The organism is Microbacterium sp. STRO-1N (assembly GCF_057748015.1).
Genome location: NZ_CM173234.1, coordinates 975,269 through 1,001,893, shown reverse-complemented (window position 1 = coordinate 1,001,893; position 26,625 = coordinate 975,269). Strand labels below are relative to the sequence as shown.

The window sequence follows — 26,625 nt, the reverse complement described above, 5'->3', positions numbered from 1 at the left end:
CGCAGAATAGGGGACATGGGTCGGTCGCGTGCACGGGATGTGGAGCATCCGACGGCGCGCCTCGACCACGGCGGAATCGCGACGATCGAGCCGAGCGAGTTCACCACGGGATTCGAGCTCATCGTCGACGGGACGCCGCAGTCGCACGTCGATCTGGACGACCCGACGCACCTCCACTTCGAGTACATCGTGCGCATGGGCGCGGTGATCGATGAGCTGCCCGGTGCCGCATTGACCGCGGTCCATCTCGGCGCTGGGGCACTGACCCTCCCCCGTTACGTCGAAGCCACGCGGCCAGGTTCGCGGCAGCAGGTCATCGAGCTCGAGGCGCCCCTGGCAGCGCTCGTCCGGGAGCACCTCCCGCTGCCGAAGGGCGCCGCCATCCGCATCCGCATCGGCGATGCCCGCGAGGGCGCGAAGCGTCTGCCGTCCGCCCTGGCGGGAGCATGCGACCTGGTCGTCTCGGACGTCTACTCCGGCGCGCAGACCCCGGCGCACCTGACCAGCGTCGAGTTCTACCGCGAGCTCTCCGCGCTGCTGGCGCCCACCGGTGTGCTTCTCGTGAACGTCGCGGACGGTCCGGGGCTCGCGTTCGCACGGCGGCAGGTCGCCACCATCTCGGCGGTCCTGCCTGAGGTGGCGGTGCTCGCCGACACGCAGGTGCTCAAGGGACGTCGGTTCGGCAATCTGGTGATCGCGGCATCCGCTTCGGCACTGCCGACCGAATGGCTGCCGCGGATGCTGGCGGCCGGTCCGCATCCGGCCAAGATCGCGCAGGGTGCGGAGGTGTCCGCGTTCGCGCAGGGCGCTCGGATCGTGACGGATGCCGACGCGACGGCCTCTCCGAAGCCGGACGCGTCGATCTTCCTGCGCTGATCCCGTTCCGATCCGGTTCCGATCTGCGCATCAGGGGCGTGCCGCCCCACCGGCAGCGCGACCTCCGGGCAGACTGGACCACGGCGCTGCGGAAGGGAGATCACATGAGTTACATCCGGGGTTATGACTCCGACACCCTTCGGGAACTGGTCGACGAGACCGAGTGCGCACGCCGACTCGCCGAGATCGAATCGCAGCGGAGTCTGCCGGCGATGCTCGAGCGGGTCTGGCTGCTGAAGGTGCTGGATCGCCTGGACGAATCGATCGCGCTGGCGGACGAGGCCGTGCGTCAGGCGCGGATGGCCGGCACGCGCAAGGACGTGCTGCGAGCACGGGTGCTGCACGCGACGGTCCTGCAGTACCGCGGAGCGCACGCCGCCGCCGACCAGGAGCTGGCGACCTGCGCCGACGAGGCCGAAGGCCAGCGCTGGGCGTCGATCGCCGCGTTCGCCCACCAGCACCGGGGCAAGAACGCCCTCGACGCCGGCGACTTCGAACAGGCCAAGGAGAGCTTCAAGCGCTCGCTGTTCCTGCGCCGCGAGACCGGCGCAGAGGATCGCGATCTGGAGACCGTCCTGCTCGCCATCGAGACCGTCGAGCGGCGTCGCGTGGAGTCTCCGGTCGCCATCTGATGCACCTGGGCGGTGCCGATGTCGGCGGCGTGATCTAGCCTGATCGTATGGCGGAATTGGACCGTGTGCGGATCTGGGGCGAGGCGCTGATCCGGATGCATCTGGACGACACGTGGACGTTCGGATTCGACAATGCCAAGCGCCGCGCGGGGCAGTGCGACTACCGCACCAAGCGCATCTCGGTGTCGCGCTATCTCGCAGCGCGCTTCGACGACGATGAGGTCCACCAGGTGCTGCTGCATGAGGTCGCGCACGCCCTCGCGGGCCACCAGGCCGGGCACGGCGCGGGGTGGCAGCGGGTGGCACGCGAACTTGGCTACGTCGGCGGCGCGACGCATCACGGCGAGACGGCGACCGAGCTGGCACCATGGGTGGGGCGCTGCCCGGCCGGGCACGTGACGTACCGGCACCGTCGCCCGTCGCGTGCCACCAGCTGCGCGAAATGCTCGCGCAGCTACGATCCGCGGTTCCAATTCGAGTGGACGCGCCGCGAGATCACGGCCGCGACCAAGCTCGCCGCACAGACGCCGCGCTGACCCGGTTCAGTCGAACGCGACGAAGCGTCCGTCGCGCAGCAGCGGGACGACATCGACGGCGTCCAGCTCGGCGGCAGCGGCCGTCGTCGCCGGCACGATGCCGGATGCCTCCATGCGCGCCGTCGAGGCGACGCCGTCCACGAGCTCTCGCCCTGAGCCGGATGCCGACAGCAGGTGGCGCAGCGCGCGACGAAGGCCGCGCGCCGATTCTGCGGCGACGGCCGCCTCGGGAGAAGTGTGGTCGATGCCGAGATCCCCGAGCGCCGCGATGATGGCTCCGGCGCCGAGCTGATCCTCGATCGCGAAGCGCAGGCCGCCGTCCGGTGTCAGCTCCCCGGCCGCGATCACGTCGACCGAGGTCCGCTGCTGACGCCGATCCTGGATCGCCATGACCGCGCGCGCGACGGCCGACGCATTGCGCAGGCCGCCGACGAGCACCGTCTCGGCATCCGATGCGGCTGTGACGACGGCGGCGCCGTTGGACGACCATTCCATGGCGTCGGCGAGCTCGACCTCGACCCCGGACGCCACGGCATCCGGGAGCGTCGACGAGAAGCGCAGCACGTCGACGACGAGGACGATGTCCGCCGCGGCCAAGCGCTCCAGCCCCGGGATTCCCCAGTCGAAACGGACCTGATACGCGGACTGATCGAACGGCTGCGGCATCCCTCCAGCTTATTCATGCCGCGAGACCTGCCTTGCGAGGCGAGACCGACCTGGGCAGGCCAAGCGTCACCCCGCAACGCAAGTCTCGCGGACGGGGCGCGCGTCAGTCGACGGCCAGCGCCTCCACCGGGGCGACGCGGGTCGCCAGCCGTGTGGGGGTCGCCGCCGCCACGAGCGTGAGCACGGCGGTGGCGACGACGATCACGACGAGCGGGATCCACGGCACGGCCGGGGCGACGAGACCGGCGGTTCCGAAGTCCGGCGGCATCCGCACCGAGGCGAGCAGCGACTGCGCGGCGATCCATCCGTACAGCACGCCGAGGACAAGACCGGTGATGGTTGCCGTGATCGTGATGTGCGCGGCCTCGAGCAGGATCATCCGGCGCACCTGCCGGTTCGACAGGCCGATCGCCCGCAGCAGCCCCAGCTCGCGCCGTCGCTGCACCACGCCGATCGTCAGCAGGTTCACCAGCCCGACGGCGGCGATCACCGCCGAGATGCCGACCAGCACCATCATGACGGCGGCGAAGCTGTCCATGATGATCGAGAACTGCGCATCCAGAGCGCCACCTGCGGCCTTGATCAGCAGGGCCTTCACGGATTCCAGCGCCACCGCGAACATGGTGACGAGGGTCACGCCCATCACGACGCCGATCGACATCCGGCTGGAGCGCTCCGGATAGCGCAGCGCATTCTCGGCGGCGAGCCGCGCCGTCGCCGAGGTGCCGAACAGCCGGCCCACCAGACGCAGCACGGGCGGCATGAACAGCACGGCGCCGAGCGAGAGCCCGGTGAAGGACAGCAGCCCGCCGAAGAACGCGATGACGACGCCGAGCGGCGTGACCAGGCCCACCAGGACGCCGAACACGAGCAGCGCGACGCCGACGATCAGCAGGATCAGGGCGCCGACGTGCCGGGCTGGTCGCGCCGCGGCATCCTCGTGGGTCCGCTCGACGGATCCGCCGATCGCCTGCAGCGGCGTCACGGACAGTACCCGCCGGGATCCAGCCCAGGCCGCAGCCCACGTGGTGAGCGCGACGCCGACGGCCGGAACGACGATCGCGTACTGGGCGAGCGAGAACTCCGGCAGCGCACCGAGCAGCCGGTCGGCCAGGACGAGCCCGAGGACGGACACCAGCATCCCGGCCACCACACCGGAGACGGCGCCGATGAGGCCGACCACCAGCCCCTGTCGTGCCACTTCGCCGCGCTGCGAGCGCGCCGTGGCGCCGATCAGACGCAGGAGTGCGATCCGGCGGGTGCGACCCGCGATGATCGTCGAGAAGGTGTTGGCGGTCACGATGGCCGCGACATAGAGTGCGACGCCGATCAGCAGAACCGTGAGGATCGCGACGACGACGGCGAGCGTGCCGCTGTCGCCGATGTAGGGGTCCGCCTTCAGCATCACTCCGATGTAGGCAGTGGCCTCGACGAGCACGACTCCGAACGCCGAGGCGAGTCCGGCGACGAGGACGCTCGCGCCCATGCCGCGGTCGCGCAGCCAGGCGAGCCGTGGCCCTGTCCGCGCGGTGTCGGCGATCGCGACGGCGGCGCTCATGCCGCCACCTCGGCGGCGAGCATGTAGGCCGCGATCTGCTCGGCGCTCTGCCGCGGGTGGTCGGCGACGATGCGTCCGTCGCCGAGGTACAGCACGCGATCGGCGTGGCTGGCCGCGATCGCGTCGTGGGTCACCATCGCGATCGACTGCCCGTGCTCGCGGCTCGCCTCAGAGAGCAGCTGCAGCACCTCTCGTCCGGTGTTCGAGTCGAGGTTGCCCGTCGGCTCGTCGGCGAAGACGAGGTCAGGCGCCGTGGCGAGCGCGCGGGCGATCGCCACGCGCTGCTGCTGACCGCCGGACAGCTCGTGCGGCCGGTGCCGCAGCCGCGAGCCCAGTCCGAGCGTCTGGATCAGTCCGTCGATGCGCGCCCGCTCGATCGCACTCGGACGCCGCCCGTCGAGTTCGAACGGCAGCATGATGTTGCCGATCGCGTCGAGGGTCGGCACGAGATTGAACGCCTGGAAGATGAAGCCGACGCGACGACGGCGCAGGATCGTCAGCTCGAGGTCGCCGAGGCCGGTGATCTCGGTGTCGCCGATCCATGCGCGCCCCTCGGTGGGGGCGTCGAGGCCGGCCATGATGTGCATCAAGGTCGACTTGCCCGAGCCGGAGGGCCCCATGATGGCGGTGAACTGCCCACGGCGGATGCCGACGCTCACGTTATCGAGCGCGTGGACCGCGGCATCCCCGGATCCGTAGGACTTCTTCAGATGCTGGACGCGGGCGGCGAGCCCCAGGTCGGTGGTCGTGATCTCCATGCCTTCGACGCTATTTCCGAGGGCATATCCGGCACATCGCCCGCCAGGCTCATCCGCCTACATCTCAAGGATGATCTGCGCTCACGTCAGCCCGTGCTCGAACGCGAACACGACCAGCTGCACGCGGTCGCGCAGGCCCAGCTTGGTGAGGATGCGGCTGATGTGCGTCTTCACGGTCGCCTCGCTGAGGAACTCGCGCGCCGCGATCTCGGCGTTCGAGAGACCGCGCGCCGCCAAGGCGAAGATCTCCCTCTCGCGGTCGGTGAGCTCGCCGTAGGTCGCGGGGACGGGCTTGGTCTCCGCGGCGAAGTGCGCGAACAGGTCGCGTGTGGCGGATGCCGCGATCACACTGGACCCGGCGTGCACGGTCCGGATCGCGGCGAGCAGGAACTCCGGATCGGCGTCCTTCAGCAGGAATCCGCTCGCCCCCTGGCGGATCGCGCGCGCAGCGGCCTCGTCGAGGTCGAACGTGGTGAGCATGACGACCTTGGGCGGATCAGGCTGGGCGAGCAGCTCGCCCGTGGCGGTGAGACCGTCCATCACCGGCATCCGGATGTCCATGAGGACGACATCGGGGCGGGTCGCGGCGATGACAGCGAGCGCCTCGCGGCCGTCGCCGGCTTCGCCTGCCACCTCGAGGTCCGGCTGCGAGTCGACGAGCATGCGGATCCCGGCCCGGAACAGCGACTGATCGTCGACCAGCACGACGCGGATCATGCGTCCCCTCCCCCGGCGGTCGATCCGCCCATCCCATCCTGCCCGGCGGAGGCGGCTGCGATCGGCAAGCGCGCCCGGACGATGAACTGTCCACCCTCGCGTTCGGCGCGCAGGACGCCTCCTACGAGCTGCGCCCGCTCGCGCATGCCGATGATCCCGTGCCCGCCACCCAGTCCTGGCGCGATCGACTCGTCGACGAGGTTCGCGACCGTGATGTCGACGAAATCAGGGTGCCAGGCGAGATGGACCTCGACCGACTGCCGGTCTCCGTGGCGCAGGGCGTTGGTCAGCGCCTCCTGGAGGATCCGGTACACCGCGAGCTGCAGCCCGCCGGGTACCTCCCCCGGCGGCATCGGATCGACGGTCACGCGCGGCTCGATGCCCGCCTGGCGCACCTGGGCGAACAGGGCCTCCAGGTCGGCGAGCGTGGGCTGCGGGCCATCGCCCTGCCGGTGGCGCAGCTGGGTGAGCAGCATCCGGACATCCGACAGCGCCCCGCGCGCCGTCTGCGCGATCGTGGTCAGCGCGGCAGGTGCGGCATCCGGGTCGACCGCCGAGGCGTACCGTGCGCCGTCCGCCTGCGCGATCACGACGGCGAGGGAATGCGCGACGACGTCATGCATGTCACGGGCGATGCGCACGCGCTCCTGTTCTTCCGCCGTGGCGGCCTCTGCCCGCACCTGCGCCGCACGGATGCGGCGCGAGCGCAGCACCATGCGCCAGCCGAAGCCGGCGACCCAGGCGAACCCCAGCGCCATGACGGAGAGCAGGATGAGCAGGATCGCGGCGGCGAACGTGATCCCGAAACCGCCGATCGACGCGCTGTTGAAGACCGAGATGTACAGACCGGCCACCACGGCGCCGGCGCCGGCGGAGATGAGACCGGCCCACATGACCCGGCGCGACCCCCACGCGGCCGTCGCGTACAGGACCATGAGGATGGCGATGTTGAACGGCAGCGGCGAGAGCCCTGCTCCCATCTGCACGATCGCACCGACCCAGGCCACGGCGAGCGCGATGCCCGGCGCGAGGCGTCCGATCGCCACGGCGCCGCACTGGATCGCTCCGGCGAGCACCATCGCGGCGATTCCTGCGGCCTCGGAGACACCGATGAAGCTCAGTGTTCCTGGCCCGTAGAACGCCAGTGACATCGGCGTCAGGGTCACGAACAGCAGCACGGCCCCGAGGATGTCGAGGACGAGCGCAGTGCGGGACAGCGGACGGATCACCCTCTCACGCTACGCGAGGGCGCCTGCTGCGGCATCCGTCTGCGGATGTATCAGGCGCGGGCGATGATCTCGCCGTGCGGCACGAGATACCAGCCGTCCTCGGCATCCGCCCACTGCCGCCAGCCGGCGCTCATCCGCTCGAGATCGGCGCGGGTGGCGAGGCCGGTGTCGACGGCCTGGCGCGCGAGCGCGGATTCCAGGATGCGGTCCGCCCACATGCCGCCCCACCAGGCGCGCTCCTCTTCCGTCGCGTAGCACCATGTCGAGACGGACGCGGTGACGTCCTCGAAGCCGGCGGCTCTCGCCCACGACAGCAGTCGACGACCGGCATCCGGTTCGCCGCCGTTCGCGCGAGCGGCCGCGTGGTACAGCGCCAGCCACTCGTCGAGCGCGGGGATCAGCGGGAACCAGATGAAGCCGGCGTAGTCGGCGTCACGTGCGGCGACGACGCCGCCCGGCTTGGCCACCCGGCGCATCTCGCGCAGCGCCTGCACGGGGTCGGCGACGTGCTGCAGCACCTGGTGCGCGTGCACGATGTCGAATGCACCGTCCGCGAAGCTCAGGGCATGAGCGTCTTCGACGGCGAAGTCGAGGTTGGTCAGGCCGCGATCAGTGGCCGCGCGCTGCGACAGCGCCAGCTCCGCCTCACCGATCTCCGTCGCCGTGACGTGTGCGACCTGCTCGGCGAACTCCATGGTGATCGTCCCTGGACCTGCACCCACGTCGAGCAGCGTCGATTCCGGCGTCAGGAACGGCCGGAGGTACTCGGCCGAGTTCGCGATCGTCCGGTTGTTGTGGGAGCGCAGCACCGATTCGTGATGCCCGTGGGTGTATGTCGCCATCGCCCCAGTGTGGCATCGCTCAGTGCAGCTGGGCGGCCAAGCGACCGATCGCGTCGCGGTCGGGCTTGCCGCTCGGCAGTGTCGCGAGCTCGTCGACGAGCACGAGTCGCGAAGGGCGGGCGTGCTTGCCGATCTCGCTCGCGACGACGTCGCGCGCGTGCTCGAGCTGCTCGGCTTCGCTGCGGCGCAGCGCCTCGCCCCGGACAGCGACGATGACGGATGCTTCGCCCCACCGCTCGTCCTCGACTCCGACCACGACCGCGGAGGTCAGCCCCGGAACACGGCGCACGATGGCCTCGACACGATCCAGCGACACGTTGATGCCGCCGGAGACGATCACGTTGTCCGCTCGGCCGTGCACGCGGACGACGCCGTCCTCGACGATGCCGAGATCCCCTGTCCGGTACCACCGGATGCCGCGGTCGTCGCGTACGAAGGCACGGCTCGTGAGCACGGGGTCGTCGAGATATCCGTCGGCGAGCATGGGGCCGGCGATGCGCAGTTCCCCGTCGATCACGTCGACGTTCACGGTGTCCAACGGGATGCCGTCGTACACGCACCCGCCGCTGGTCTCGGTCGAGCCGTAGGTGCGCACCAGGTGCGCCCCGGCATCCGCCGCCCGTTCGCGCAGCGCCTGCGGCAGCGCCTGGCCGCCGACGAGGATCGCCCGGTACACCCGCAGCGCCGCCCGCACGCCCGGCTCGTCGATCGCGTCGAGGAGGCTCGCGACCTGCGCCGGCACGAGCGAGGTGTACAGCGCGTCGACCGATCCGGTCCGCAGACTCGTCAGTGTCGTGTCGGCGAACGCGGTCGGCGAGAACGTGCCGGAGAGCACGACCGGCTCCGTACCAGCGAGGATCGAGCGCACCAGGACCTGGAGCCCCGCGACGTAGCCGCCCGGCAGTGCGAGCAGCCAGCGCCCCTCGCCGATGCGTGCGGCCGTCGCCTCGGCACCGGCGCGCAGCGCCTCCCCGCTGAGCACGACGCGCTTGGGGATGCCGGTGGACCCCGACGTCCCGATCACGACCGCGGTGCCGTCCGGCACCGCATCCGGCTGCTCCCCCAGCATCCCGAGTCCGAGCGCCGGCCCGCCGTCGAGTGCGTGCCGGAGTTGATCGGCGAGGACGACGGGATCCTCGGCGGAAGTGGCTACCAGGCGCGTCATGGCGATCAGAAGTGGTACGGGAACGCCGACCAGTCGGGGTCGCGCTTCTGGAGGAACGAGTCCCTGCCCTCGACGGCCTCGTCCGTGCCGTACGCGAGTCGTGTCGCCTCGCCGGCGAACACCTGCTGGCCGACGAGCCCGTCGTCGACGGCGTTGAACGCGAACTTCAGCATCCGGATGGCGGTCGGCGACTTGGTGAGCACGGTGCGGGCCATCGTCAGCGCCTCGCGCTCGAGCTCCGCATGCGGAACGACGCGGTTCACGGCGCCCATCTCGTAGGCGCGCTGCGCGGAGTACTCCTCGGCGAGGAAGAACACCTCTCGGGCGATCTTCTGCCCGGTCTGGCGGGCCATGTACGCCGAACCGTAGCCGGCGTCGAACGATCCGACATCGGCGTCCGTCTGCTTGAACCTCCCGTGCTCGGCGGAGGCGATGGTCAGGTCGCACACGACGTGCAGAGAGTGCCCGCCGCCTGCCGCCCACCCTGGGACGACGGCGATGACGACCTTCGGCATGAAACGGATGAGCCGCTGGACCTCGAGGATGTGCAGGCGTCCGGCGCGGGCAGGGTCGGCGACGACGGCCTCGTCGTCGGAGTACTTGTACCCGTCGCGCCCGCGGATGCGCTGGTCGCCGCCGGAGCAGAACGCCCAGCCGCCGTCCTTCGCGCTCGGCCCGTTGCCGGTGAGCAGCACGGCGCCGATCCGAGGATCCTGACGGGCGGTGTCGAGTGCACGGTAGAGCTCGTCGACGGTGTGCGGGCGGAACGCGTTGCGCACCTCGGGCCGGTTGAAGGCGATGCGGGAGACGCCGCCATCCACGGACACGTGCGCGGTGATGTCGGTGTACGCCTCGGCCCCCGGCGCGAGCGTCCACTCGGAGGGATCGAACAGGTCGGAGACGAATGCGTTGTCCACGGCGTCCAGCCTATTCCCCGGCAGCGCACTTCCCCGAGGAGCGCGCTGCTCCCCGGGGAAGTGCGACGGGTCAGACCAGCTCGACCCGTCCGGCGCGCCTGGCCTTGCGCCAGCCGTCGATGATGTCCCACACGACACCAGCGCCGACGCCGAATCCGAGCAGCACGGCGAGGATGCGGAAGATCCCGCCGTTGTCGGCCGCTCCGGCGTCGCCGGCCGCGAAGCCGTCGCCTCCGGCATCCGCGACGAACGCCAGGAACTCCGGGTTCACGAGTTCGCCGCGCAACAGCAGAACCAGCACCCATGCGGCGAATGCCAGTGCGAGGACGGTGTTCAGCACCGCCATCGTGGTCGTCCAGCGGCGAAGGCGGAACAGCACGACGGCGAACACCGCCTCCAGCACCATGAGCGCGAACAGCGCGCCGATCCACCACGGCCACAGCTGCGGGTCGAGGATCGGGATCGGCTCGCCGCCGGTCGGGAAGAATCCGCGGAGGCTGTCCCACACCACGGCGACGGCCGCGATGCCCAGGAACACGAGCGACGCGATCAGCTCGCTGCGCCCCGCCCCGTCCTCCTGGACCTCGGGCAGCTGGTCGACGTCCCACTTCATGCCGGTGTCCGCACCGGTGCGCTCGAGCACGACGAAGACGAGCGTGGTCCAGAAGCTCAGATGCACGATGACCTGCAGCCCGACCGAGACGGCCTGGCCGATCGTCTCACCGACGCCGGCACCGGACAGCAGCAGCCCCAGCGTGATGCCGCCGACTGCACAGACCGGCACGATCCACAGCAGCAGCTTCAGCAGACGCCACCAGGTCAGGTAATACTTGGGCCCGATCAGATGCAGCGGACGATCGGCGTAACCGGCGGCGAGGACGTCCGGATCGCCGAGTTCGGTCAGGACAGCGCGCTCGGCTTCGGCCGGCGCCTCGCCCTGCTCGACACGCGCTTCGACGGCGTCGGCGATGGAGGCCTCGAGCTCGGCGCGGACGTCGTCCTGCGTCTCGGGCGTGAGGCTGCGGATCGTGGCCGAGATGTAGCGCTCGGCCAGTGTGGCGGTGGTCATGTCAATGCTCCTCTTCGGTGAGCGAGGTGATCGCCGCGGTGAGCGATCGCCATTCCTGGGTCAAGGTGTCGGCGAGGCGGATGCCGGCGTCCGAGGTCCGGTAGAACTTGCGCGGCCTCGCCTCTTCGGTGTTCCACGCGCTGGTGAGGTATCCCTGCTTCTCCAGCCGCCGCAGCAACGGATACAGGGTGTTGGCATCGGTGGTGAAGCCGTGCCCGTCGAGCTGCTCGAGCAGGCTGTAGCCGTACCCGGCGCTGCGCAGGAGCTGCAGGCAGGCGAGCACGATCGTGCCGCGTCGCAGCTCCTGCAGGTGTGTGTTGAACGTCTCGTCCATGTCGATCACATTACTGTGTGGCACACACCATTGTCAATCACACATCAGTGTTGTGGGCTGAGAGCTAAGTTGGGAACATGCCAGGCCCGCTGACGATCGCTCGCGTCGACCCGCTCGACGACTCCGCCTACGACGCCTGGTGGGAGGCGTACGCTTCGGCTCGCCGCGTCGGCATGGGCGAGGACGCCGTGATCTGGTCTCGAGACGAGAGCAGGGCCGAACTCCTGCAGCCCTCGGCGACCACGGAGCGGCGCGCGTTCGTCGCGATGCAGGACGGCGCCGTCGTCGGCTCCGCGTCGATCGGCCTGTCGCTCAAGGACAACCTGCACTCCGCGGGCATCGGCGTGAACGTGCCGCTGGAGCATCGCCGGCGCGGGGTGGGATCGGCACTGCTGGCGCATGTCGAAGCCGAAGCGGCGGCCGCCGGGCGCACGACCCTGCGGGCGGACATCTTCTGGCCGGCATCCGCTCCGGATGACGGCTCCGGCGAGCCGGGCCGCGAGTTCGCCCGTCGCCACGGATTCACGGTCGCGCTCGGCGATCTGCAGGGGCGCCTCGACCTGCCGGTTGCGGATGCCGTGATCGAGGAGCTCCTCGCCGAGGCACCGGCCTCCGGGTACACGATCCGGAGCTGGCGCGGCCCCGTTCCCGATGAGTTCGTCGCGGAGTGGGCGGCCCTGGATGCGGTGCTCGACACCGAGGCGCCCACCGGTGACCTGGATATCGAGGCCGCATCGGCGGACGTCGCCGACTTCCGCGCCGACGAGGAACTGGTCGCCCGGCAGGGGCGCACCTCGTACGGGACGGCGGCGCTCACGGCTGCCGGCAGCGTCGCGGCCTACACGCAGATCGTCGTATCGCGCGATGACGGCAACGCGTATCAGTGGGGCACGCTCGTCCGCCGCGAAGACCGCGGCCGACGGCTCGGCCTGCGCGTCAAGCTCGAGAACCTGCGGATGCTGCAGGAGCACTCCCCCGGCACCACGCGCATCTACACGTTCAACGCGGACTCGAACGAGCACATGCTGGCCGTCAACACCCGCCTCGGCTTCCGCACGACTGCCCGCATGGCCGAGCTGCAGAAGCGGCTGCGGGGAGCAGAATAGGGCCATGATCCCGCCACTTGCCGACATCCTCTCCACCGCCAGGGTGGTCGCGCTCCCGATGACGACCCGTTTCCGCGGCGTCGACGTCCGCGAGGCGCTGCTGCTGGAGGGGCCGCAGGGCTGGGCCGAGTTCTCGCCCTTCGTGGAGTATTCGGATGCCGAGGCATCCACGTGGCTCGCGGCAGCGCTCGATTTCGCGTGGCTCGAGCAGCCGGCGCCACGGCGCGCGACGATCGGCGTGAACGCGACGGTGCCGGCGGTGGCCGCTGCGGACGTCGCCTCGATCCTGGCGCGATTCCCCGGCTGCCGCACCGCGAAGGTCAAGGTCGCCGAGGCCGGAGGGCTGCTCGCGGACGACGTCGCGCGGGTTCGCGCGGCGCGCGAGGCGCTGGGTCCGGAGGGCCGGATCCGTATCGACGCGAACGGCGCGTGGAACGTCGACGAGGCCGAGCACGCGATCCATGCCCTGGCCGAGTTCGATCTCGAATACGCCGAGCAGCCGTGCGGGAGCGTGGATGAACTCGCCGAACTGCGCACGCGCGTGAAGTACATGGGCATCCCGATCGCCGCCGACGAGAGCGTGCGCAAGGCATCGGACCCGCTCGCGGTCGCCAGGGCGGGCGCCGCGGATCTGCTCGTGATCAAGGCCCAGCCGCTGGGCGGCATCCAGCGGGCTCTCGACATCGTGGCCGAGGCTGGACTGCCCGCCGTCGTCTCGAGCGCACTGGACACCGCGGTTGGGCTGTCGCAGGGGGCGATGCTCGCGGCCTCCCTCCCCGACCTGGAGTTCGACTGCGGCCTCGGCACCGGAGCGCTGTTCGTCGAGGACGTCGCGGATCTGGTCCCCCTGGGGGGCTCTATCCCGGTCGGTCGCGTGACCCCAGAGCCTGCGCGCCTCGATCGCCTCGCCGCGTCCGACGAGCGCCGCGACGGGTGGATCGCGCGTCTGACCCGCTGCCACGCGCTGCTCGCGGCATCCGTCTGAGCGCGCCGCACTACTCCGTCGGCGCGATGATGAGGTCGACGAGCTGACCGAGCGCCTCGGCTCCGACATGGTGCAGCCTCTCGCCGTCCAGGCCTTCGAGGGCGGCGCGCGCCATGCACCCCTCCCACTGGACCATCAGCATCCGCGCCGCCGAGGGGACGTCGATGCGCAGGGCGAAGAGTCCGGTGTCGATGAGCCCCTGGATGATGCCCTCGATGCTCGCCACCATGACGCGGTCCTGCTCGACGTAGGCCCTCGCGAACGTCTCGTCGCGCAGCGCGCGGATGCGGATCTCGCTCATCATGAGCACGCCGAGGCGGTCGTCGAGTCCGGAGTCCATGATCCGCTGGACCAGCGCGGTCGGATCGGCGTCGCCGGCGAGGACGCCTGACGCGACGAACTCGTCGATCCGCCCGCGTACGGACGCGAGCCGCTGCTCGGCGACCGATGAGGCCAGCGCGAGGAACAACTGGTCCTTGGACTCGAAGTTCGAATAGAAGGCGCCCCGCGTGAAACCGGCGCGTTCGCAGATGGCCTCGACGCTGGCACCCTCGAGGCCGACTTCCGCGAAGACCTGCGCCGCGGCATCCAGCAGGCGCGCCCTGGTGTTCTCGCGGCGTCTCGTCACCGGAATCGTCATCGAAGCCTCCACAGTCCCACTCTCACACCCTGCCCACAGTTTCGCACGCCCGACCCACCGTAGGATACAGAGTTGTATCGGATACACTTGTGTATCTAACCCGCGCCGCCCCTCGGAGGATCCTCGTGTCCACACTCCTGTCGTCCCTCGGACGCTGGTCGTTCCGCCACCCGTGGCGGGTGCTCGTCTCCTGGCTGCTGGTGCTCGGCATCGCCGGCGGTGGTGCCCTGGTCCTGGGCGCAGGCACGGACAACACGTTCTCGATCCCCGGCACCGAATCCCAGGCCGGCCTCGAGCAGCTCTCCCGCTCGTTCCCCCAGGTCAGCGGGACGAACGCGCAGTTCATCGTGGTGGCAGCGGACGGCGACAGCATCACGGATGACGCGTATCACGACGACATCGAGGATGCCGTCGGCGACCTCGAGGATCTCGACGGCGTCCTCGCCGTGACCTCCCCCTACGACGAGATGGTCGAAGGGATGATCAACGACGACGAAACAGCCGCGATCGTCCAGCTGCAGTTCGACGGGCAGTCCACCGACGTGTCGCAGGAGACCAAGGACGAACTCGCGGCCGTCGTGGACGATCTGTCGTCCGCGCTGCCCGAGGGCGCCGAGACGGCGCTCGGGGGCGACCTGTTCGCGACGTCGATCCCCGGCGTAACGATCACCGAGGCGATCGGTCTGCTCATCGCGCTGATCGTCCTGGTGGTCACGTTCCGCTCGTTCGCTCTCGCCGGGCTGCCGCTGGCGACGGCGATCCTGGGCGTCGGGATCTCGATGGCCGGCATCTTCGCCGCCACGGCTTTCGCGCCGGTGTCTTCGACCACCCCGCTGCTCGCCCTCATGCTCGGCCTCGCCGTCGGCATCGACTACGCGCTGTTCATCATGGCGAGGCACCAGGATCAGGTCCGCGAGGGCGTCGATCCGGAGGAATCGGCCGCCCGCGCCGTCGGCACGGCGGGGTCGGCCGTCGTGTTCGCCGGCATCACTGTGCTCATCGCACTGATCGGTCTCGGCTTCGCCGGCATCCCGTTCCTGACGACCATGGGCATCGCGGCAGCCGTCGCGGTCGCGATCGCGGTCGTGATCGCGGTGACCCTCACACCCGCTCTGCTCGGGTTCATGAAGGGCCGTGTGATCGGGTGGAAGCGCAAGCCGCGTCCGGTGAAGGAATCCGCTGCGCCGCGGCGGTCGTTCAGCCAGCGCTGGGTCGGCGGCATCACGAAGCGGCCGATCCTCACCTCGCTCGCGGTCATCGTCGGACTCGGCGTCATCGCCATTCCGGCCCTCAGCCTGAATCTCGCGCTTCCCAACGCCGGCGTGCTGCCGAAGGACTCCGAGGCACGGCAGAGCTACGACCTCGTCGCGGAGGAATTCGGCCCCGGCTTCAACGGCCCCCTCATCCTCACCGGCACGATCGTCACGTCGACGGATCCGTTGGCGCTCATGGAGGACCTGGGCGATGCCGTGGCGGACATCGACGGCGTCAAGGAGGTCGCCCTCGCGACCCCGAACGAGACCGCCGACACCGGCATCGTGCAGGTGATCCCCGAGACGGCTCCGGATGATCCGGCCACGAGCGAGCTCGTCCGAGAGCTGCGCTCGCACCACGACGAGTGGCTGGACGAGTTCGGCATCGATGTGAAGGTCACCGGCTTCACCGCCGTGGCGATCGACATCTCCGACCAGCTCGGCGCCGCCCTGCTGCCGTTCGGGATCTTCGTGATCGGGCTGTCGCTGATCCTGCTGACCATCGTGTTCCGCTCGCTGTGGGTGCCGATCACCGCGGCGCTCGGCTATCTGCTGTCGATCATCGCGGCCTTCGGCGTCGTGGGTGCGGTGTTCGAGTGGGGCTGGTTCGCCGATGCGCTGCATGTGGCGAAGGTCGGTCCGATCATCAGTTTCATGCCGATCGTGCTGATGGGCGTGCTGTTCGGTCTCGCCATGGACTACCAGGTCTTCCTGGTGTCGCGCATGCGCGAGGACTTCGTGCACGACCCGGCGTCGAAGAGCAAGGACCGCGCGGAACGGCGTGAGGCGGCGATCCGCGCGGTCAGGACCGGATTCAGCGGTTCGGCGAAGGTGGTCACGGCCGCAGGACTCATCATGTTCGCCGTCTTCGTCGCATTCGTCCCCGAAGGCGACTCGTCGCTCAAGCCCATCGCGCTCGGCCTCGCGGCCGGCATCGCGATCGATGCGTTCCTCGTGCGCATGACGCTGATCCCCGCGCTGATGGCCATCCTCGGTCAGCGCGCCTGGGAGCTGCCCCGCTGGCTGGAGCGGATTCTCCCCAGCGTCGACATCGAGGGCGAGGCCGTCGAGCGCGAACGGCACCTCGCGTCGTGGCCCGGCGACGACTCGGTCGTCGCGGCGGACGATCTCGTGCTCAGTGCCGACGCGCCGATTCTGGAAGGCGTCACCCTGCGCATCGCCCCGGGCACCGCGCTGGTCGCCACGGCTCCGGATGCCAGGGTGCGACGAGCGCTGGCTCTGGCCGTCGCCGGTCGCATCGCCCCCGATGACGGCCGCCTCCGGGTCGCCGGGCACCTGCTGCCCGGCCGGGCGGCCTGGGTGCGCGCACACGTCGGCTGCGTCCTCGTCGACGACGCGGATGCCGCGCTCACCGATCTGCGCGAAGCACTGCGCGGTCGATCGGAGCTCGTCGTGATCGATGGCCTCGACCTGCTCGGCGGCGCGCAGCGCGATCAGGCCGAGGCGATGCTCAGGGATGCTGCGGCATCCCGTCCGCTGGCCGTGTTCGCCACGGCATCCGATGCGTACGTCGCCCGCGCGATCCTGGCGGATGCCGGATGGCCGGATGCCGACGTGACCGACACCCGTTTCCCCCACCGCACCGAGACCACCGAGGTGACCGCATGACCCTCTCCATCGAACGGACCCGCTCGCGCAGGTCGGTCACCTGGCTGACGGTGCTGGGTGTGCTGCTGCTGCCCGCGATCATCGGCGGCCTGCTCGTGGCGGCGCTGCAGAACCCGACCGAGCGCCTCGACACGATGACCGCGGCGATCGTCAACCTCGACGAGCCGGTCACGATCGACGATCAGTACACGCCGCTCGGCCGTCAGCTCTCCTCCGGTCTCGTCGAGGGCTCCGATGAGCTCGATTCGAACCTGACCTGGGTGATCTCGAACGAGGACGACGCGGCAGAGGGCCTCGAGGACGGCACCTACCAGGCCGTCATCACCATCCCGGAGAACTTCTCGGCGGCGGCGACGTCGTCCGGCCAGGCCATCGCCGACGGCGGTGGCGAGGCCGAGCAGGCGCTGATCACCGTCACGACGCCGGACGACGGCCGCGTGGCGGACGATCTCATCACGTCGCAGATCGCGACGGCCGCGACCGCAACGATGGGCACCATGCTCAGCGAGGCGACGATGGAGAACGTGCTGGTCGGATTCACGACCCTCGGCGAGCAACTCGGCGAGGCAGCGGATGGCGCGACGCAGCTGGCCGACGGTGCTGGACAGGCCGCCGAGGGTGCGACCGCACTCCCCGAGGGCGCGACGCAGCTCGCCGACGGCGTGACCCAGCTCGGCGATGGCGCATCCCAGCTCGGCGACGGCGCATCCGAGATCTCGAACGGTGCGACGCAGCTCGCCGATGGCGCGACGCAGCTGTCAGGCGGCGCGAACTCGCTCGGTTCCGGCCTGGACACGATCGCCGTCAAGACCCGCGAAGCTGGCGCTGGCGCGACCACCCTGGGACAGGGTCTTCTCGGCGGTGCCGCTGCGATGACCGACCCCGCCGGAGAGATGAGCCAGCTCGTCGGTGCCGCCGGAACCGTCGCTTCGGAATCCGCGACCGCCGCCGAGTCGACCGTCGTGACGGCGACGCAGGTCGGCGAGCTCGCGGGGACCCTCGGCGCTCTGGCTGCGCAGTGCGATCCGGCGGTGTCCGGCGAGCTCTGCGCCCAGCTCGCCACGGCTGCCGCGGATGCCGGGACGGCCGCAGCTTCGGCCGGCGACGCCGCGACGGCAGCCGGCACGGCGTCCGGCTACGCCGCCCCACTCGCCGAGGGCATCGGCGCACTGCCGCAGACCCTGTCGGCGCAGCTCACCGAAGCCGGAGGCGCCGCAGTCGCGCTGGGCGACGGACTGGGTCAGCTCGCCGGAGGCGTCGACCAGTCCGCGGCCGGTGCGCGCGAGCTCGCGAACGGCGCGACCGGACTCTCGACCGGCGCAGCGGGCATCGGCGAGGGCGCAGGCCAGCTCGCGGCGGGGGCCGACGAGCTGAGCTCGGGTGCCGGACAGCTCGGCGACGGCGCGACGCAGCTCGCGGACGGCGCGACCGAACTCGTCGATGGACTCGGCGAACTCGCCACGGGCACCGACGAACTGGCCGGTGGTCTGGACACGGCCGTGGAGTCGATCCCCTCGTTCTCGGAGGACGAGTCGTCCGATCTGGCCTCTGTCATCGCCGACCCCGTCTCCTCGAACACCGGGACGTCGACGATCTTCGGGCCGACGGCCATTCCGCTGCTGACGGCGGTCGTGCTCTGGTTCGGCGGGCTCGCGACGTTCCTCGTGCTCCGGCCGCACACGGCGCGCACGCTCACCTCACGACGGCCGTCGATCTCGCTCGCGCTTCGGGCGTTCGCACCGGCCGCGCTCATCGGCGCAGGGCAGGGCCTGCTCGTCTCGATCATCGTTCAGATCGTGGCGCAGTACGACGCCGCGAGCTGGTGGGTGTTCGCCGGCACCGCTGTGCTCACTGGCATCTCGTTCGCCGCCGTGAATCAGGCGCTGGTGGCGGTGCTCGGCGGTGTCGGACGCTGGATCAGCGCGCTCGTCGGCGTGCTGGCCATCGCGACCGGACTCATCTCGACCGTGCCCGCGTGGCTGGCTTCGCTCGGGGCCGCGCTGCCGACGCAGCCGGCGTACACCGGACTGATCGCCGGGAACGGTGCCGCTGTCGCCGCGCTGATCGTGTGGGGCGTCCTGGCGCTGGGGGCGACGACACTGGCGGTCGCGCTGCGACGGACGACGTCCGCGAAGGCGGTCCTCGCGACCTGATCAGGCCTTCGCGGTGAAGTTCCGCGCGGCCTCGAGCAGGATCCGGGCTCCGAACCCGGTGGCGCCCGCGGTCCGCCAGGAGTCGTCCTTCTCGGTCTGCATTGTTCCCGCGATGTCGAGGTGCGCCCATGGCGTTTCCCCGACGAAGTGCGCGAGGAACAGCGCCGCGGTCGTCGCCCCGGCGAACGGTCCGCCGAGGTTCGCGATGTCGGCGATGTCGGAATCGAGCTGCTTGCGGTACTTCTTCTCCAGCGGCAGCTGCCACACCGGCTCGTCTACCGCTGCCGAGGCCGCACGGACGAGGTCGACGGTCGGCTGGTCGTTGCCGAAGACCGGCGCCGTCGCGCCTCCCAGCGACACCAGGGCCGCTCCTGTCAGGGTGGCGATGTCGATGATCGCGTCGACCCCGTCCTCATTGGCGAGCACGAGAGCGTCGCTCATCACGAGCCTTCCCTCGGCGTCGGTGTTCTTGACCTCGATCGTGGTGCCGCCGCGCGCGGTGAGCACGTCGCCGAGTTTGTACGCGGTCCCTGACGGCATGTTGTCGGTGCACATCAGCCAGCCGGTCACCTTCGCTTCCACTCCGGCGTCCCGAAGCGCGGTGAAGGCGCCGAGCACCGCGGCGGCGCCGCCCATGTCCATCTTCATGAGCAGGTGCATGGGGTCGCTCGGCTTGAGGCTGATCCCGCCCGAGTCGTACATGATGCCCTTGCCGACGAGGCCGAGGTGCCCTGGTGCCTCGCCGGTCGAGGCGTAGCTGAGCTTGATCATGCGGGGTTCTTCCGTCGAGCCCTGGTTGACCCCGAGCAGCCCTCCGCACGCCAGCTCGATGAGCGCCTGCTTGTCGAAGAGCTCGACGTCGAAGCCGAAGCGGCTCCCGAGCTCGACGGCGATGTCTCCCATGTCGGTCGCGGTCAGGTGCCCCGGAGGGGTGTTGGCCAGGTCGCGGGCGACGATCGCGGCGCGTGCGCCGACGATGCCCTGCTCGACGGCATCCGCCACCTCGCCGACCCCGGGGACATCGACCGTGAGGGCCTTCAGCGCCACGTGCCTGCTCGCGTTCGACAGCACCGTGTAGCGGTATCGGGCGAGCAGCGCACCCTCGACGAGCGCGCGAACGACCCCATCCGGCTCGACGGTGATCGGCCCGAAGAGCCGGATCGCGACCTTCTCGCTCCGCGCCGCCGCTCGTACGACGTTCGCCGCGGCGTCGCGCAGCACGTCGGAGGACAGCTCGTCGCGAGCACCGAGCCCGACCGCCACGAGGTCGGCCGCGCCGGCCTGCGGCAGCACCAGAGTCGAGCCCGCGTCCCCGGTGAAGCCGGCATCCGCCAACTGTGCGCGGCTGAAGCCGACAGCATCCGGCACGTCGCCGTCGGTGTGGATGCCGATGCCGATCGCCTCGGCATCCGACGGCGCACCGAGGTGCACGCTCGTCTCGTCGAGCGCGTCGAGACCCGGCACGGTGCGGAAGTCGGCGGGGATCAACTTGTTCGGGCTCCGGGTCATGGCAGTGCTCCTTCGGTCGAGTCGGTCGGGGTCAGCCGGCGATGTCCACCGGGGAACCGGGGCCCCACGGGATGCCGAGCGCGAACCAGACGACGTAGAGCGCTGTCCATGCGAGCAGCATCCATACGGCGTACGGGATCATGAGCGCGATGATCGTGCCGATGCCGGCATCCTTCTTGTAGCGCTGGGCGACGGTGACCATGAACGGCAGGTAGACCATCAGCGGCGTCAGCACGTTCACCGGGGAATCGCCGACGCGGTAGGCGGCCAGCAGCGTCTGGGGCGCGACGTCCAGCGAGGCGAAGATCGGGATGAACACCGGCGCGAAGATGACCCACTTGGGCACGAGGCCCGGAAGGATGAAGTCGAGGATCACGATCACGACGATGAAGGCGAGCAGGAGCACGATCGCCGGGACGCTGGCCTGTTCGAGCAGCTCCGCGGCCGAGATCGCGGCGACCGTCGGCAGATTCGTCCAATTGAACAGCGCGATGAACTGGGCGATCATCAGGAACATCACCAGCAGCCCACCGAGCGTGCCGAATGTCTTCGCGATGGCCGCCACTGCGGCATCCCCGCCGCGCAACGTCCTGGCGCCGGCTCCGTAGGCCACACCGCAGACGAGGAAGGCGAGCGAGATGATGAAGACGAGGCTCGCCATGAACGGCGTCGTTCCGATGATGTCCCCGGTCTCCGGGTCGCGCAGCGGCGCACCCGGTGGGAGCGTGAGCGCGAGGATCACGACGACGAATCCGAGCAGCGCCCAGAACGAGAATTTCAGGCCGCGCGCCTCCGCATCGTGGTCGACGTTCCCCGCATCGTCGGCGATGGTCATCTCGCTGCGGTCGTACTTGCCGAGCCGCTTCTCGGTGATGAACATGGTCACGAGAAGGGCCACGGCCGTCAGCAGGAACGTCGACACGATGCCGAAGTAGAAGTTCTGCGTGACCTCGATCGGCTCCATGCCGGCTCCGACGAGCACCTCGTTCGTGATCTCGGTCAGCATGCTGTCACTGGGGGTGATGAGCAGGTTCGCGCCGAACGCCGCGCCGACGCCTGCGAAGGCCGCAGCGAGACCCGCGAGCGGGTGACGACCGACCGTGACGAATGCCGCTGCGGCGAGCGGGACGAGGATCAGGTACCCGGCATCCGTCGCCACGGACGAGAGCACGCCGACGAAGATGAGGATCGCTGCGATGAGTCGGCGCGGCGCGACCTTGACGACCCGGCGGATGAGCGCGCCCATGAGGCCCGCGTGCTCGGCCACGCCGACGCCGGCCATCGCGATGAGCACGACGGCGACGACGCCGAAGCTCGCGAAGTTGTCGACGAACGACGAGAAGAAGAAGCGGACGCCCTCGACCGAGATGAGGTTGCGCACCTCGAACGTGCGCTCTTCGATCGTGTAGTCCGGGATCACAGCCGGCTGGCCGGTGGTCGTGTCGTAGATCGTCCAGCCGCCGCCGAACTGCTCGTTGATCTGTGTGAGCTCGTCCTGCGGGCCGGGGATGACGACCTCATCCGTGACCGAGACCCCCACCCAGGCGAGGATCGCGGAGAGGACGGCGATGAGTCCGATGAGATAGATGAACATGATCGTCGGGTTCGGCACCTTGTTGCCGACCTTTTCGATCCAGTTCAAGAATCCCTTGTTCGGCGCACCCACCGGGCTCGAGGCCCTTGCTTCAGACATGGCACTCATCCTGTCGATGCGAGGTTGTATCGTGCAAGCCTTTCGACGAAACAGGTGCGGCTGCGCGACTCGCGGTCCTATGTTTGACGCAATGGACCCGATCATCACCACCCTTGTGATCCTGCTGTGCGCGGTGATCGCCTTCGTGTCGAACCGGATCCCGCTCGGGATCGTCGCGGTCGGCGTCTCGATCGCGCTCTACCTGACCGGTGTGCTGGATCTGAACAGCGCCTTGGCGGGCTTCGGCGATCCGACCGTCCTGTTCATCGCGGCCCTGTTCGTGGTCAGCGAGGCACTCGAATCGACGGGGATCGTGGCGTGGGCCGGTCAGCAGGTGATCGCCCGCACAGGGACGAGCCGACGGCCGCTGCTGCTGACGATCGGCCTGCTCACCGCGGCGCTGACTGCCGTGATCAGCGTCAACGGATCCGTCGCCGCCCTCCTGCCGCTCGTGGTCGTCGTGGCGGCCCGCGCCGGCATCCGGCCCTCGCAGATGCTCATGCCGCTCGCGTTCTCCGCCCATGCCGGGTCTCTGCTGGCCCTCACCGGGACACCTCTGAACATCATCGTCTCGGGGATGGCCGAGGACAACGGAGGCCGGGAGTTCGGTTTCTTCGAGTTCGCCCTCGCAGGGCTCCCCCTCGTCGTCGGCACGCTGGCGATCATCCTGCTGTTCGGATCGCGCCTGCTCCCCGATCGCACGCCGGCATCCGCCCCCGTCGACCTGGAGCAACTGGCGTCGGCGCTGCGTGAGGACTACGCGATCTCGCCGGATCGGGAGCTGATGTCGCGCTCACGCGGCGTGGCGGAAGTGGTCGTCCCGCCGCGCTCGTCACTGATCGGACTCCACGTCTTCCCCGGCATGACGACCCCGAGCGGCGATCTAGTGGTGCTCGGCGTCCGCCGTGGCACCGAGGCCCTGGACGAGTCGGGGACGGATCTCCGTGCTGGTGACGCGCTGCTGCTCGACGGTTCCTGGGACGACCTGCAGCGCCATACGGCGCAGCGAGACGAGGTGCTCGTGGTGAAAGCTCCCCTGACCCTGCGGCGCTCCGTGCCGCTGGGCGTCGGCGCGAAGCGCACGATCGTGATCCTCGTCGCCATGATCATCCTGCTCGCGACCGGCATCGTCCCCGCGGCCATCGCGGGACTGCTCGCCGCCGGGGCGCTGATCCTCACCCGCGTCGTGTCGGTCACCCGCGCATATCGCGCGATCTCCTGGACGACCGTGATCCTCGTCGCCGGCATGATCCCGCTGTCGACGGCCTTCCAGGAGACCGGGACGGCCCAGCTCATCGCGGACGGGCTGCAGTCGATGCTCGGGGATGCCGGGCCGCACGTCGCTGTCGCAGTCGTCGTGCTCATCACCCTGGTCCTCGGTCAGCTCATCAGCAACACCGCGACCGTGCTCATCGTCGCTCCCGTCGCGATCGCGTTGGCGAGCGCGATGGAGGTGTCCGTGATGCCGTTCATGATGGCTCTCACGGTCGCCGGCGCCGCAGCCCTCCTCACCCCGGTCGCGACGCCCGCGAACCTCATGGTGATGGAACCGGGCGGCTACCGCTTCGGCGACTACGCACGGCTCGGCCTACCCCTGATGGCTTTGTATTTCGTCGTCGCGGTGTTCTACGTGCCGCTGATCTGGCCGTTCTGAGCCGCCCTGCGAGCGATCAGCTCAGGCCGGAGTACGCGTGCAGGCCCTTGAAGAACACGTTCACGATCGTGAAGTTGAAGATCACGGCGGCGAAGCCGACGATCGACAGCCAGGCCGACGGGCTGCCGCGCCACCCGCGCGTCGCCCTGGCGTGGATGTAGCCCGCGTAGAGCACCCAGATGATGAAGGTCCAGGTCTCCTTGACGTCGAAGCCCCAGTAGCGGCCCCAGGCATCCTGCGCCCAGATCGCACCGGCGATGAGGGTGAACGTCCAGAAGATGAAGCCGATGATCGCGAACCGGTAGGCGAGGCCTTCCAGGCGCTCGGCCGTCGGCAGCGTCGCGAGGAAGCGCGGACCGGTCTTCTCGGCCTGCTCGGCGACCTTGCGCTCGCGCCGCGCCTGCAGCAGCTGCAGCACGGACAGCGAGCACGCGAGCGCCAGGAACGCCGTCGCCAGCGAGGCGACGAAAACGTGGATCACGAGCCACACGCTCTTGAGGGGGTCCATCAGCGGGACGACCTCGACGTAGAAGTTCGTGGCCGCGAGCCCGAGCAGCACGACCACGAGCCCGATGATGAACGTGCCGAGGTAGCGCAGGTCGACGCGGGTCAGAACGACGAGATAGACCAGGACGATCAGCGCCGTGCCGATCATCGCAAACTCGTAGAGGTTGGCCCACGGCACGCGTCCGGCCGCGACGCCGCGCATGACGAGTGCGGCGACGTGGAACAGGAAAGCGAGAACGGTGAGCGCCGTGCCGATCCGCGCCATGACGAAGCGGGGTTTCTTCGGCCCCTCGGTTCCGGATGCCGTAGCGCCGGCGTCGGCCGACGAACCGGCGCCCGCGTACACGAGCTCCCGCTCCGATCGGGCGTCAGCGGTGGCCGCTGATCGGCCGGCCAGATCGAAGGCGTACGCGACGAAGGCCGCAGCGTAGATCGCGATGGCTGTCCAGATGCACAGCAGCGAGTAGTCGTCGAGCGCCAGCGCTTCCATGGTGTCAGTCTACTTTCGGGGGTCGTTACGGGGATCGTCGAGCAGTCGTTCGTGCCCGGCCGCGAGATCGGCGACGGCCTTGGCGATCGTTGGATCCTCGCCGCGGGCGAGACCGGCGTACTCCAGGTGCACGACGCCGTCGCTCGCGGTCGCCTTCACCCACATGCGCCGGCGCGGCACGAACAGCGCGAGGCCGAGACCGCCCAGCGCGAGCAGCGCGAACACCAGCACCCACACCGCAGAAGCATCGTGGTGGACCTGCAGCGATGCGTAGCGCTTGACCGACTCGGTGTAATCGCCCTCGGCGGTCCCCTCGGGGGACTCGTCCTCGAACGTGACGGTTCCGAGCCCGTTCGGCAGATCGACGGTCTCGCCGGGCATGAGCTCGAGCGATTCGATGCCGGAGTCGCCGCCGGCGATCTCGGTGAGGTCGGTGGTGTCCAGCGTGTAGACCGATCGCGGGGTTCCGTCGTCGATTCCGAGGTCGCCCTGGTACACCCGCAGCGTCAGCAGCGGTGCGTACGTGTCGCCGTAGATGGACGTGTACGCCCCCGACTCGAGCTGCCCCTGGGTCGGATAGAAGAACCCGAGCATGCCCAGCTGCTCCGGCATCCCATCGGTCACCTTGACGACGCCCAGCGAGGTCATGTTCGTGTCCTGCGGCAGGAACTCGACCGAGTCGCGGAATACGACCGTGCCGTCGGCGTTGCGCACCGTGATCGTGGGCGCGTAGCCGTTGCCGAGCAGGTAGATCTTGTCGCCCGAGATCTCGAGCGGGTGGTTCACCCGTGCCGAGCCGTCCCACTCGGAGCCGTCCGAATCGCGCACCGACACGTTCGCCGAGTAGTCGCCGGCCTGTCCCGATGCGGTGGAACCGAACTCCTGGTACGTGACGTCGAACGAGTCGAGGGTCATGGCGTAGGGCGCGAGGGCGGCGTCGCCGACGAAGCGGCCGCGGTTCATGGAGTTGTAGTCGACCAGGGAGTTGACGAACGTCTCCCCCTCGACGACGACCTTCTGCCCGGTGTACGCGAACCCGCCGCCGATGCCGACGGTCACGAGCACGCCGACCAGCGCGAGGTGGAACAGCAGATTGCCGGTCTCGCGCCAGTAGCCCCGCTCGGCCGAGACCGAGAACGTCTTTCCCGCGTCGTACCGCTCCACGCGGTAGCCGAGCGCCTTCAGCTGCTTCTGCGCGACGTCTGCGGCACGGGATGCTTCAGATGCGGCATCCCGATCACCGGCTACCTCGCGGTCGACCTCGGCGTGGTCGGCCAGGCGCTTCAGCCGGGCAGGGGTCCGCGGCGGCCGGGTCTGCAGCGCCTTTGCGTGGTGCCTGATCCGCGGGATGACGCATCCGACGAGCGACGTGAACAGCAGCAGGTAGATCGCCGAGAACCACGGCGACAGATAGACGTCGAACATGCTCATCGCGTCGAGCACGGGGAACATCTCGGGGTTGTTGGCCTCCCACTGCGTCACGCCGTTGGGGTCGGCCATGCGCTGCGGGAACACCGACCCGGGGATCGCCGCGATCGCGAGGATCAGCAGGAGCACGAGCGCGGTGCGCATCGACGTCAGCTGCCGCCAGCCCCAGCGCAGCCAGCCGACGAAGCCGAGCTTGGGCTGGTTCACGCCCTCGCCGGACCCGTCGATGTGGTCGGACGGGCGCAGCGGATCGGAGGACTCGGAGCTCACAGCATCCTT

General features: G+C 69.7%; 23 protein-coding genes. 8 read left to right on the top strand and 15 right to left on the bottom strand.

The features are described from left to right. Window positions 1-15: 15 nt before the first annotated feature. The 3 genes from AC3ANJ_RS04675 (at window position 16) to AC3ANJ_RS04665 (ending at window position 2,044) form a co-directional block, all read left to right on the top strand. Complete coding sequence (locus AC3ANJ_RS04675) at window positions 16-876, top strand: spermidine synthase (protein WP_488318454.1); 861 nt, start codon at window positions 16-18, stop codon at window positions 874-876. A 104-nt stretch (window positions 877-980) separates the two neighbouring features. Beyond that, window positions 981-1,508 carry a hypothetical protein gene (locus AC3ANJ_RS04670; RefSeq protein ID WP_488318453.1) on the top strand — a complete coding sequence of 176 codons (528 nt, stop codon included), beginning with the start codon at window positions 981-983 and terminating at the stop codon, window positions 1,506-1,508. A gap of 47 nt (window positions 1,509-1,555) precedes the next feature. Next, window positions 1,556-2,044: a SprT-like domain-containing protein gene (locus AC3ANJ_RS04665; protein WP_488318452.1), complete on the top strand. Its 489-nt coding sequence runs from the start codon at window positions 1,556-1,558 to the stop codon at window positions 2,042-2,044. A gap of 6 nt (window positions 2,045-2,050) precedes the next feature. Here AC3ANJ_RS04665 and AC3ANJ_RS04660 read toward each other — a convergent pair whose 3' ends face one another. From AC3ANJ_RS04660 to AC3ANJ_RS04615, 10 genes are all read right to left on the bottom strand, one after another. Beyond that, entirely contained in the window at window positions 2,051-2,710 is a 660-nt protein-coding gene (locus AC3ANJ_RS04660) for a 2-phosphosulfolactate phosphatase (protein ID WP_488318451.1), read from the bottom strand. Between the two features lie 103 nt (window positions 2,711-2,813). Further along, on the bottom strand, window positions 2,814-4,268 hold the full coding sequence (locus tag AC3ANJ_RS04655) for an ABC transporter permease (protein WP_488318450.1): 1,455 nt from the start codon (window positions 4,266-4,268) through the stop codon (window positions 2,814-2,816). Then, window positions 4,265-5,026, bottom strand: coding sequence for an ABC transporter ATP-binding protein (locus AC3ANJ_RS04650; protein WP_406246480.1), 762 nt, complete (start codon window positions 5,024-5,026; stop codon window positions 4,265-4,267). The genes AC3ANJ_RS04655 and AC3ANJ_RS04650 overlap by 4 nt, the downstream gene beginning before the upstream one ends. Window positions 5,027-5,107: 81 nt before the next feature. Further along, window positions 5,108-5,743 carry a response regulator gene (locus AC3ANJ_RS04645; protein WP_406246481.1) on the bottom strand — a complete coding sequence of 212 codons (636 nt, stop codon included), beginning with the start codon at window positions 5,741-5,743 and terminating at the stop codon, window positions 5,108-5,110. Beyond that, on the bottom strand, window positions 5,740-6,972 hold the full coding sequence (locus AC3ANJ_RS04640; RefSeq protein WP_488318449.1) for a sensor histidine kinase: 1,233 nt from the start codon (window positions 6,970-6,972) through the stop codon (window positions 5,740-5,742). The genes AC3ANJ_RS04645 and AC3ANJ_RS04640 overlap by 4 nt, the downstream gene beginning before the upstream one ends. 50 nt (window positions 6,973-7,022) lie before the next feature. Then, window positions 7,023-7,814, bottom strand: coding sequence for a class I SAM-dependent methyltransferase (locus AC3ANJ_RS04635; RefSeq protein ID WP_488318448.1), 792 nt, complete (start codon window positions 7,812-7,814; stop codon window positions 7,023-7,025). A 19-nt stretch (window positions 7,815-7,833) separates the two neighbouring features. Next, a complete protein-coding gene (locus tag AC3ANJ_RS04630) occupies window positions 7,834-8,979 on the bottom strand; it encodes an AMP-binding protein (protein WP_488318447.1) in 1,146 nt (381 codons plus the stop codon). A gap of 5 nt (window positions 8,980-8,984) precedes the next feature. Then, the gene (locus tag AC3ANJ_RS04625) at window positions 8,985-9,896 is read right to left on the bottom strand and encodes a 1,4-dihydroxy-2-naphthoyl-CoA synthase (protein ID WP_488318446.1); all 912 of its coding nucleotides are present in this window, start codon (window positions 9,894-9,896) and stop codon (window positions 8,985-8,987) included. Between the two features lie 70 nt (window positions 9,897-9,966). Further along, entirely contained in the window at window positions 9,967-10,965 is a 999-nt protein-coding gene (locus AC3ANJ_RS04620; RefSeq protein ID WP_488318445.1) for a permease prefix domain 1-containing protein, read from the bottom strand. Window position 10,966: 1 nt separating this feature from the next. Further along, a complete protein-coding gene (locus tag AC3ANJ_RS04615; protein ID WP_488318444.1) occupies window positions 10,967-11,299 on the bottom strand; it encodes a PadR family transcriptional regulator in 333 nt (110 codons plus the stop codon). 77 nt (window positions 11,300-11,376) lie between these two features. Here AC3ANJ_RS04615 and AC3ANJ_RS04610 point away from each other — a divergent pair, with 77 nt between their 5' ends. Both AC3ANJ_RS04610 and AC3ANJ_RS04605 read left to right on the top strand, forming a co-directional pair. Beyond that, window positions 11,377-12,405, top strand: coding sequence for a GNAT family N-acetyltransferase (locus AC3ANJ_RS04610; RefSeq protein WP_488318443.1), 1,029 nt, complete (start codon window positions 11,377-11,379; stop codon window positions 12,403-12,405). Window positions 12,406-12,409: 4 nt separating this feature from the next. Next, window positions 12,410-13,390 (top strand): o-succinylbenzoate synthase, encoded by a 981-nt coding sequence (locus tag AC3ANJ_RS04605; protein WP_488318442.1) that lies wholly within the window; start codon window positions 12,410-12,412, stop codon window positions 13,388-13,390. A gap of 10 nt (window positions 13,391-13,400) precedes the next feature. On the opposite strand, the gene AC3ANJ_RS04600 is transcribed toward AC3ANJ_RS04605, so the two are convergent. Beyond that, a complete protein-coding gene (locus AC3ANJ_RS04600) occupies window positions 13,401-14,030 on the bottom strand; it encodes a TetR/AcrR family transcriptional regulator (protein WP_406246496.1) in 630 nt (209 codons plus the stop codon). A 125-nt stretch (window positions 14,031-14,155) separates the two neighbouring features. On the opposite strand from AC3ANJ_RS04600, the gene AC3ANJ_RS04595 reads away from it, so the two are divergent. Further along, window positions 14,156-16,912, top strand: coding sequence for an MMPL family transporter (locus AC3ANJ_RS04595; protein WP_488318441.1), 2,757 nt, complete (start codon window positions 14,156-14,158; stop codon window positions 16,910-16,912). Beyond that, on the top strand, window positions 16,909-19,065 hold the full coding sequence (locus tag AC3ANJ_RS04590; RefSeq protein ID WP_488318440.1) for a YhgE/Pip family protein: 2,157 nt from the start codon (window positions 16,909-16,911) through the stop codon (window positions 19,063-19,065). The genes AC3ANJ_RS04595 and AC3ANJ_RS04590 overlap by 4 nt, the downstream gene beginning before the upstream one ends. On the opposite strand, the gene AC3ANJ_RS04585 is transcribed toward AC3ANJ_RS04590, so the two are convergent. Further along, complete coding sequence (locus AC3ANJ_RS04585) at window positions 19,066-20,574, bottom strand: leucyl aminopeptidase (protein ID WP_488318439.1); 1,509 nt, start codon at window positions 20,572-20,574, stop codon at window positions 19,066-19,068. A 31-nt stretch (window positions 20,575-20,605) separates the two neighbouring features. Continuing rightward, the gene (locus AC3ANJ_RS04580; protein WP_488318438.1) at window positions 20,606-22,267 is read right to left on the bottom strand and encodes an AbgT family transporter; all 1,662 of its coding nucleotides are present in this window, start codon (window positions 22,265-22,267) and stop codon (window positions 20,606-20,608) included. A 91-nt stretch (window positions 22,268-22,358) separates the two neighbouring features. Here AC3ANJ_RS04580 and AC3ANJ_RS04575 point away from each other — a divergent pair, with 91 nt between their 5' ends. After that, entirely contained in the window at window positions 22,359-23,921 is a 1,563-nt protein-coding gene (locus AC3ANJ_RS04575; RefSeq protein ID WP_488318437.1) for an SLC13 family permease, read from the top strand. Window positions 23,922-23,937: 16 nt separating this feature from the next. Here the strand turns inward: AC3ANJ_RS04575 and ccsB are convergent, their stop codons facing one another. Both ccsB and resB read right to left on the bottom strand, forming a co-directional pair. Then, a complete protein-coding gene (gene ccsB / locus AC3ANJ_RS04570) occupies window positions 23,938-24,918 on the bottom strand; it encodes a c-type cytochrome biogenesis protein CcsB (protein WP_488318436.1) in 981 nt (326 codons plus the stop codon). Between the two features lie 9 nt (window positions 24,919-24,927). After that, the gene (gene resB, locus AC3ANJ_RS04565) at window positions 24,928-26,616 is read right to left on the bottom strand and encodes a cytochrome c biogenesis protein ResB (RefSeq protein ID WP_488318435.1); all 1,689 of its coding nucleotides are present in this window, start codon (window positions 26,614-26,616) and stop codon (window positions 24,928-24,930) included. Between the last annotated feature and the right edge of the window lie 9 nt (window positions 26,617-26,625).

Bases quoted from the DNA above. Each gene is read 5' to 3' on its own strand.
- AC3ANJ_RS04675 (WP_488318454.1), top strand. From the start codon at position 16: ATGGGTCGGTCGCGTGCACGGGATGTGGAGCATCCGACGGCGCGCCTC.
- AC3ANJ_RS04670 (WP_488318453.1), top strand. From the start codon at position 981: ATGAGTTACATCCGGGGTTATGACTCCGACACCCTTCGGGAACTGGTC.
- AC3ANJ_RS04665 (WP_488318452.1), top strand. From the start codon at position 1,556: ATGGCGGAATTGGACCGTGTGCGGATCTGGGGCGAGGCGCTGATCCGG.
- AC3ANJ_RS04660 (WP_488318451.1), bottom strand. From the start codon at position 2,710: ATGCCGCAGCCGTTCGATCAGTCCGCGTATCAGGTCCGTTTCGACTGG.
- AC3ANJ_RS04655 (WP_488318450.1), bottom strand. From the start codon at position 4,268: ATGAGCGCCGCCGTCGCGATCGCCGACACCGCGCGGACAGGGCCACGG.
- AC3ANJ_RS04650 (WP_406246480.1), bottom strand. From the start codon at position 5,026: ATGGAGATCACGACCACCGACCTGGGGCTCGCCGCCCGCGTCCAGCAT.
- AC3ANJ_RS04645 (WP_406246481.1), bottom strand. From the start codon at position 5,743: ATGATCCGCGTCGTGCTGGTCGACGATCAGTCGCTGTTCCGGGCCGGG.
- AC3ANJ_RS04635 (WP_488318448.1), bottom strand. From the start codon at position 7,814: ATGGCGACATACACCCACGGGCATCACGAATCGGTGCTGCGCTCCCAC.
- AC3ANJ_RS04630 (WP_488318447.1), bottom strand. From the start codon at position 8,979: ATGACGCGCCTGGTAGCCACTTCCGCCGAGGATCCCGTCGTCCTCGCC.
- AC3ANJ_RS04620 (WP_488318445.1), bottom strand. From the start codon at position 10,965: ATGACCACCGCCACACTGGCCGAGCGCTACATCTCGGCCACGATCCGC.
- AC3ANJ_RS04615 (WP_488318444.1), bottom strand. From the start codon at position 11,299: ATGGACGAGACGTTCAACACACACCTGCAGGAGCTGCGACGCGGCACG.
- AC3ANJ_RS04610 (WP_488318443.1), top strand. From the start codon at position 11,377: ATGCCAGGCCCGCTGACGATCGCTCGCGTCGACCCGCTCGACGACTCC.
- AC3ANJ_RS04605 (WP_488318442.1), top strand. From the start codon at position 12,410: ATGATCCCGCCACTTGCCGACATCCTCTCCACCGCCAGGGTGGTCGCG.
- AC3ANJ_RS04600 (WP_406246496.1), bottom strand. From the start codon at position 14,030: ATGACGATTCCGGTGACGAGACGCCGCGAGAACACCAGGGCGCGCCTG.
- AC3ANJ_RS04590 (WP_488318440.1), top strand. From the start codon at position 16,909: ATGACCCTCTCCATCGAACGGACCCGCTCGCGCAGGTCGGTCACCTGG.
- AC3ANJ_RS04585 (WP_488318439.1), bottom strand. From the start codon at position 20,574: ATGACCCGGAGCCCGAACAAGTTGATCCCCGCCGACTTCCGCACCGTG.
- AC3ANJ_RS04580 (WP_488318438.1), bottom strand. From the start codon at position 22,267: ATGTCTGAAGCAAGGGCCTCGAGCCCGGTGGGTGCGCCGAACAAGGGA.
- AC3ANJ_RS04575 (WP_488318437.1), top strand. From the start codon at position 22,359: ATGGACCCGATCATCACCACCCTTGTGATCCTGCTGTGCGCGGTGATC.
- ccsB (WP_488318436.1), bottom strand. From the start codon at position 24,918: ATGGAAGCGCTGGCGCTCGACGACTACTCGCTGCTGTGCATCTGGACA.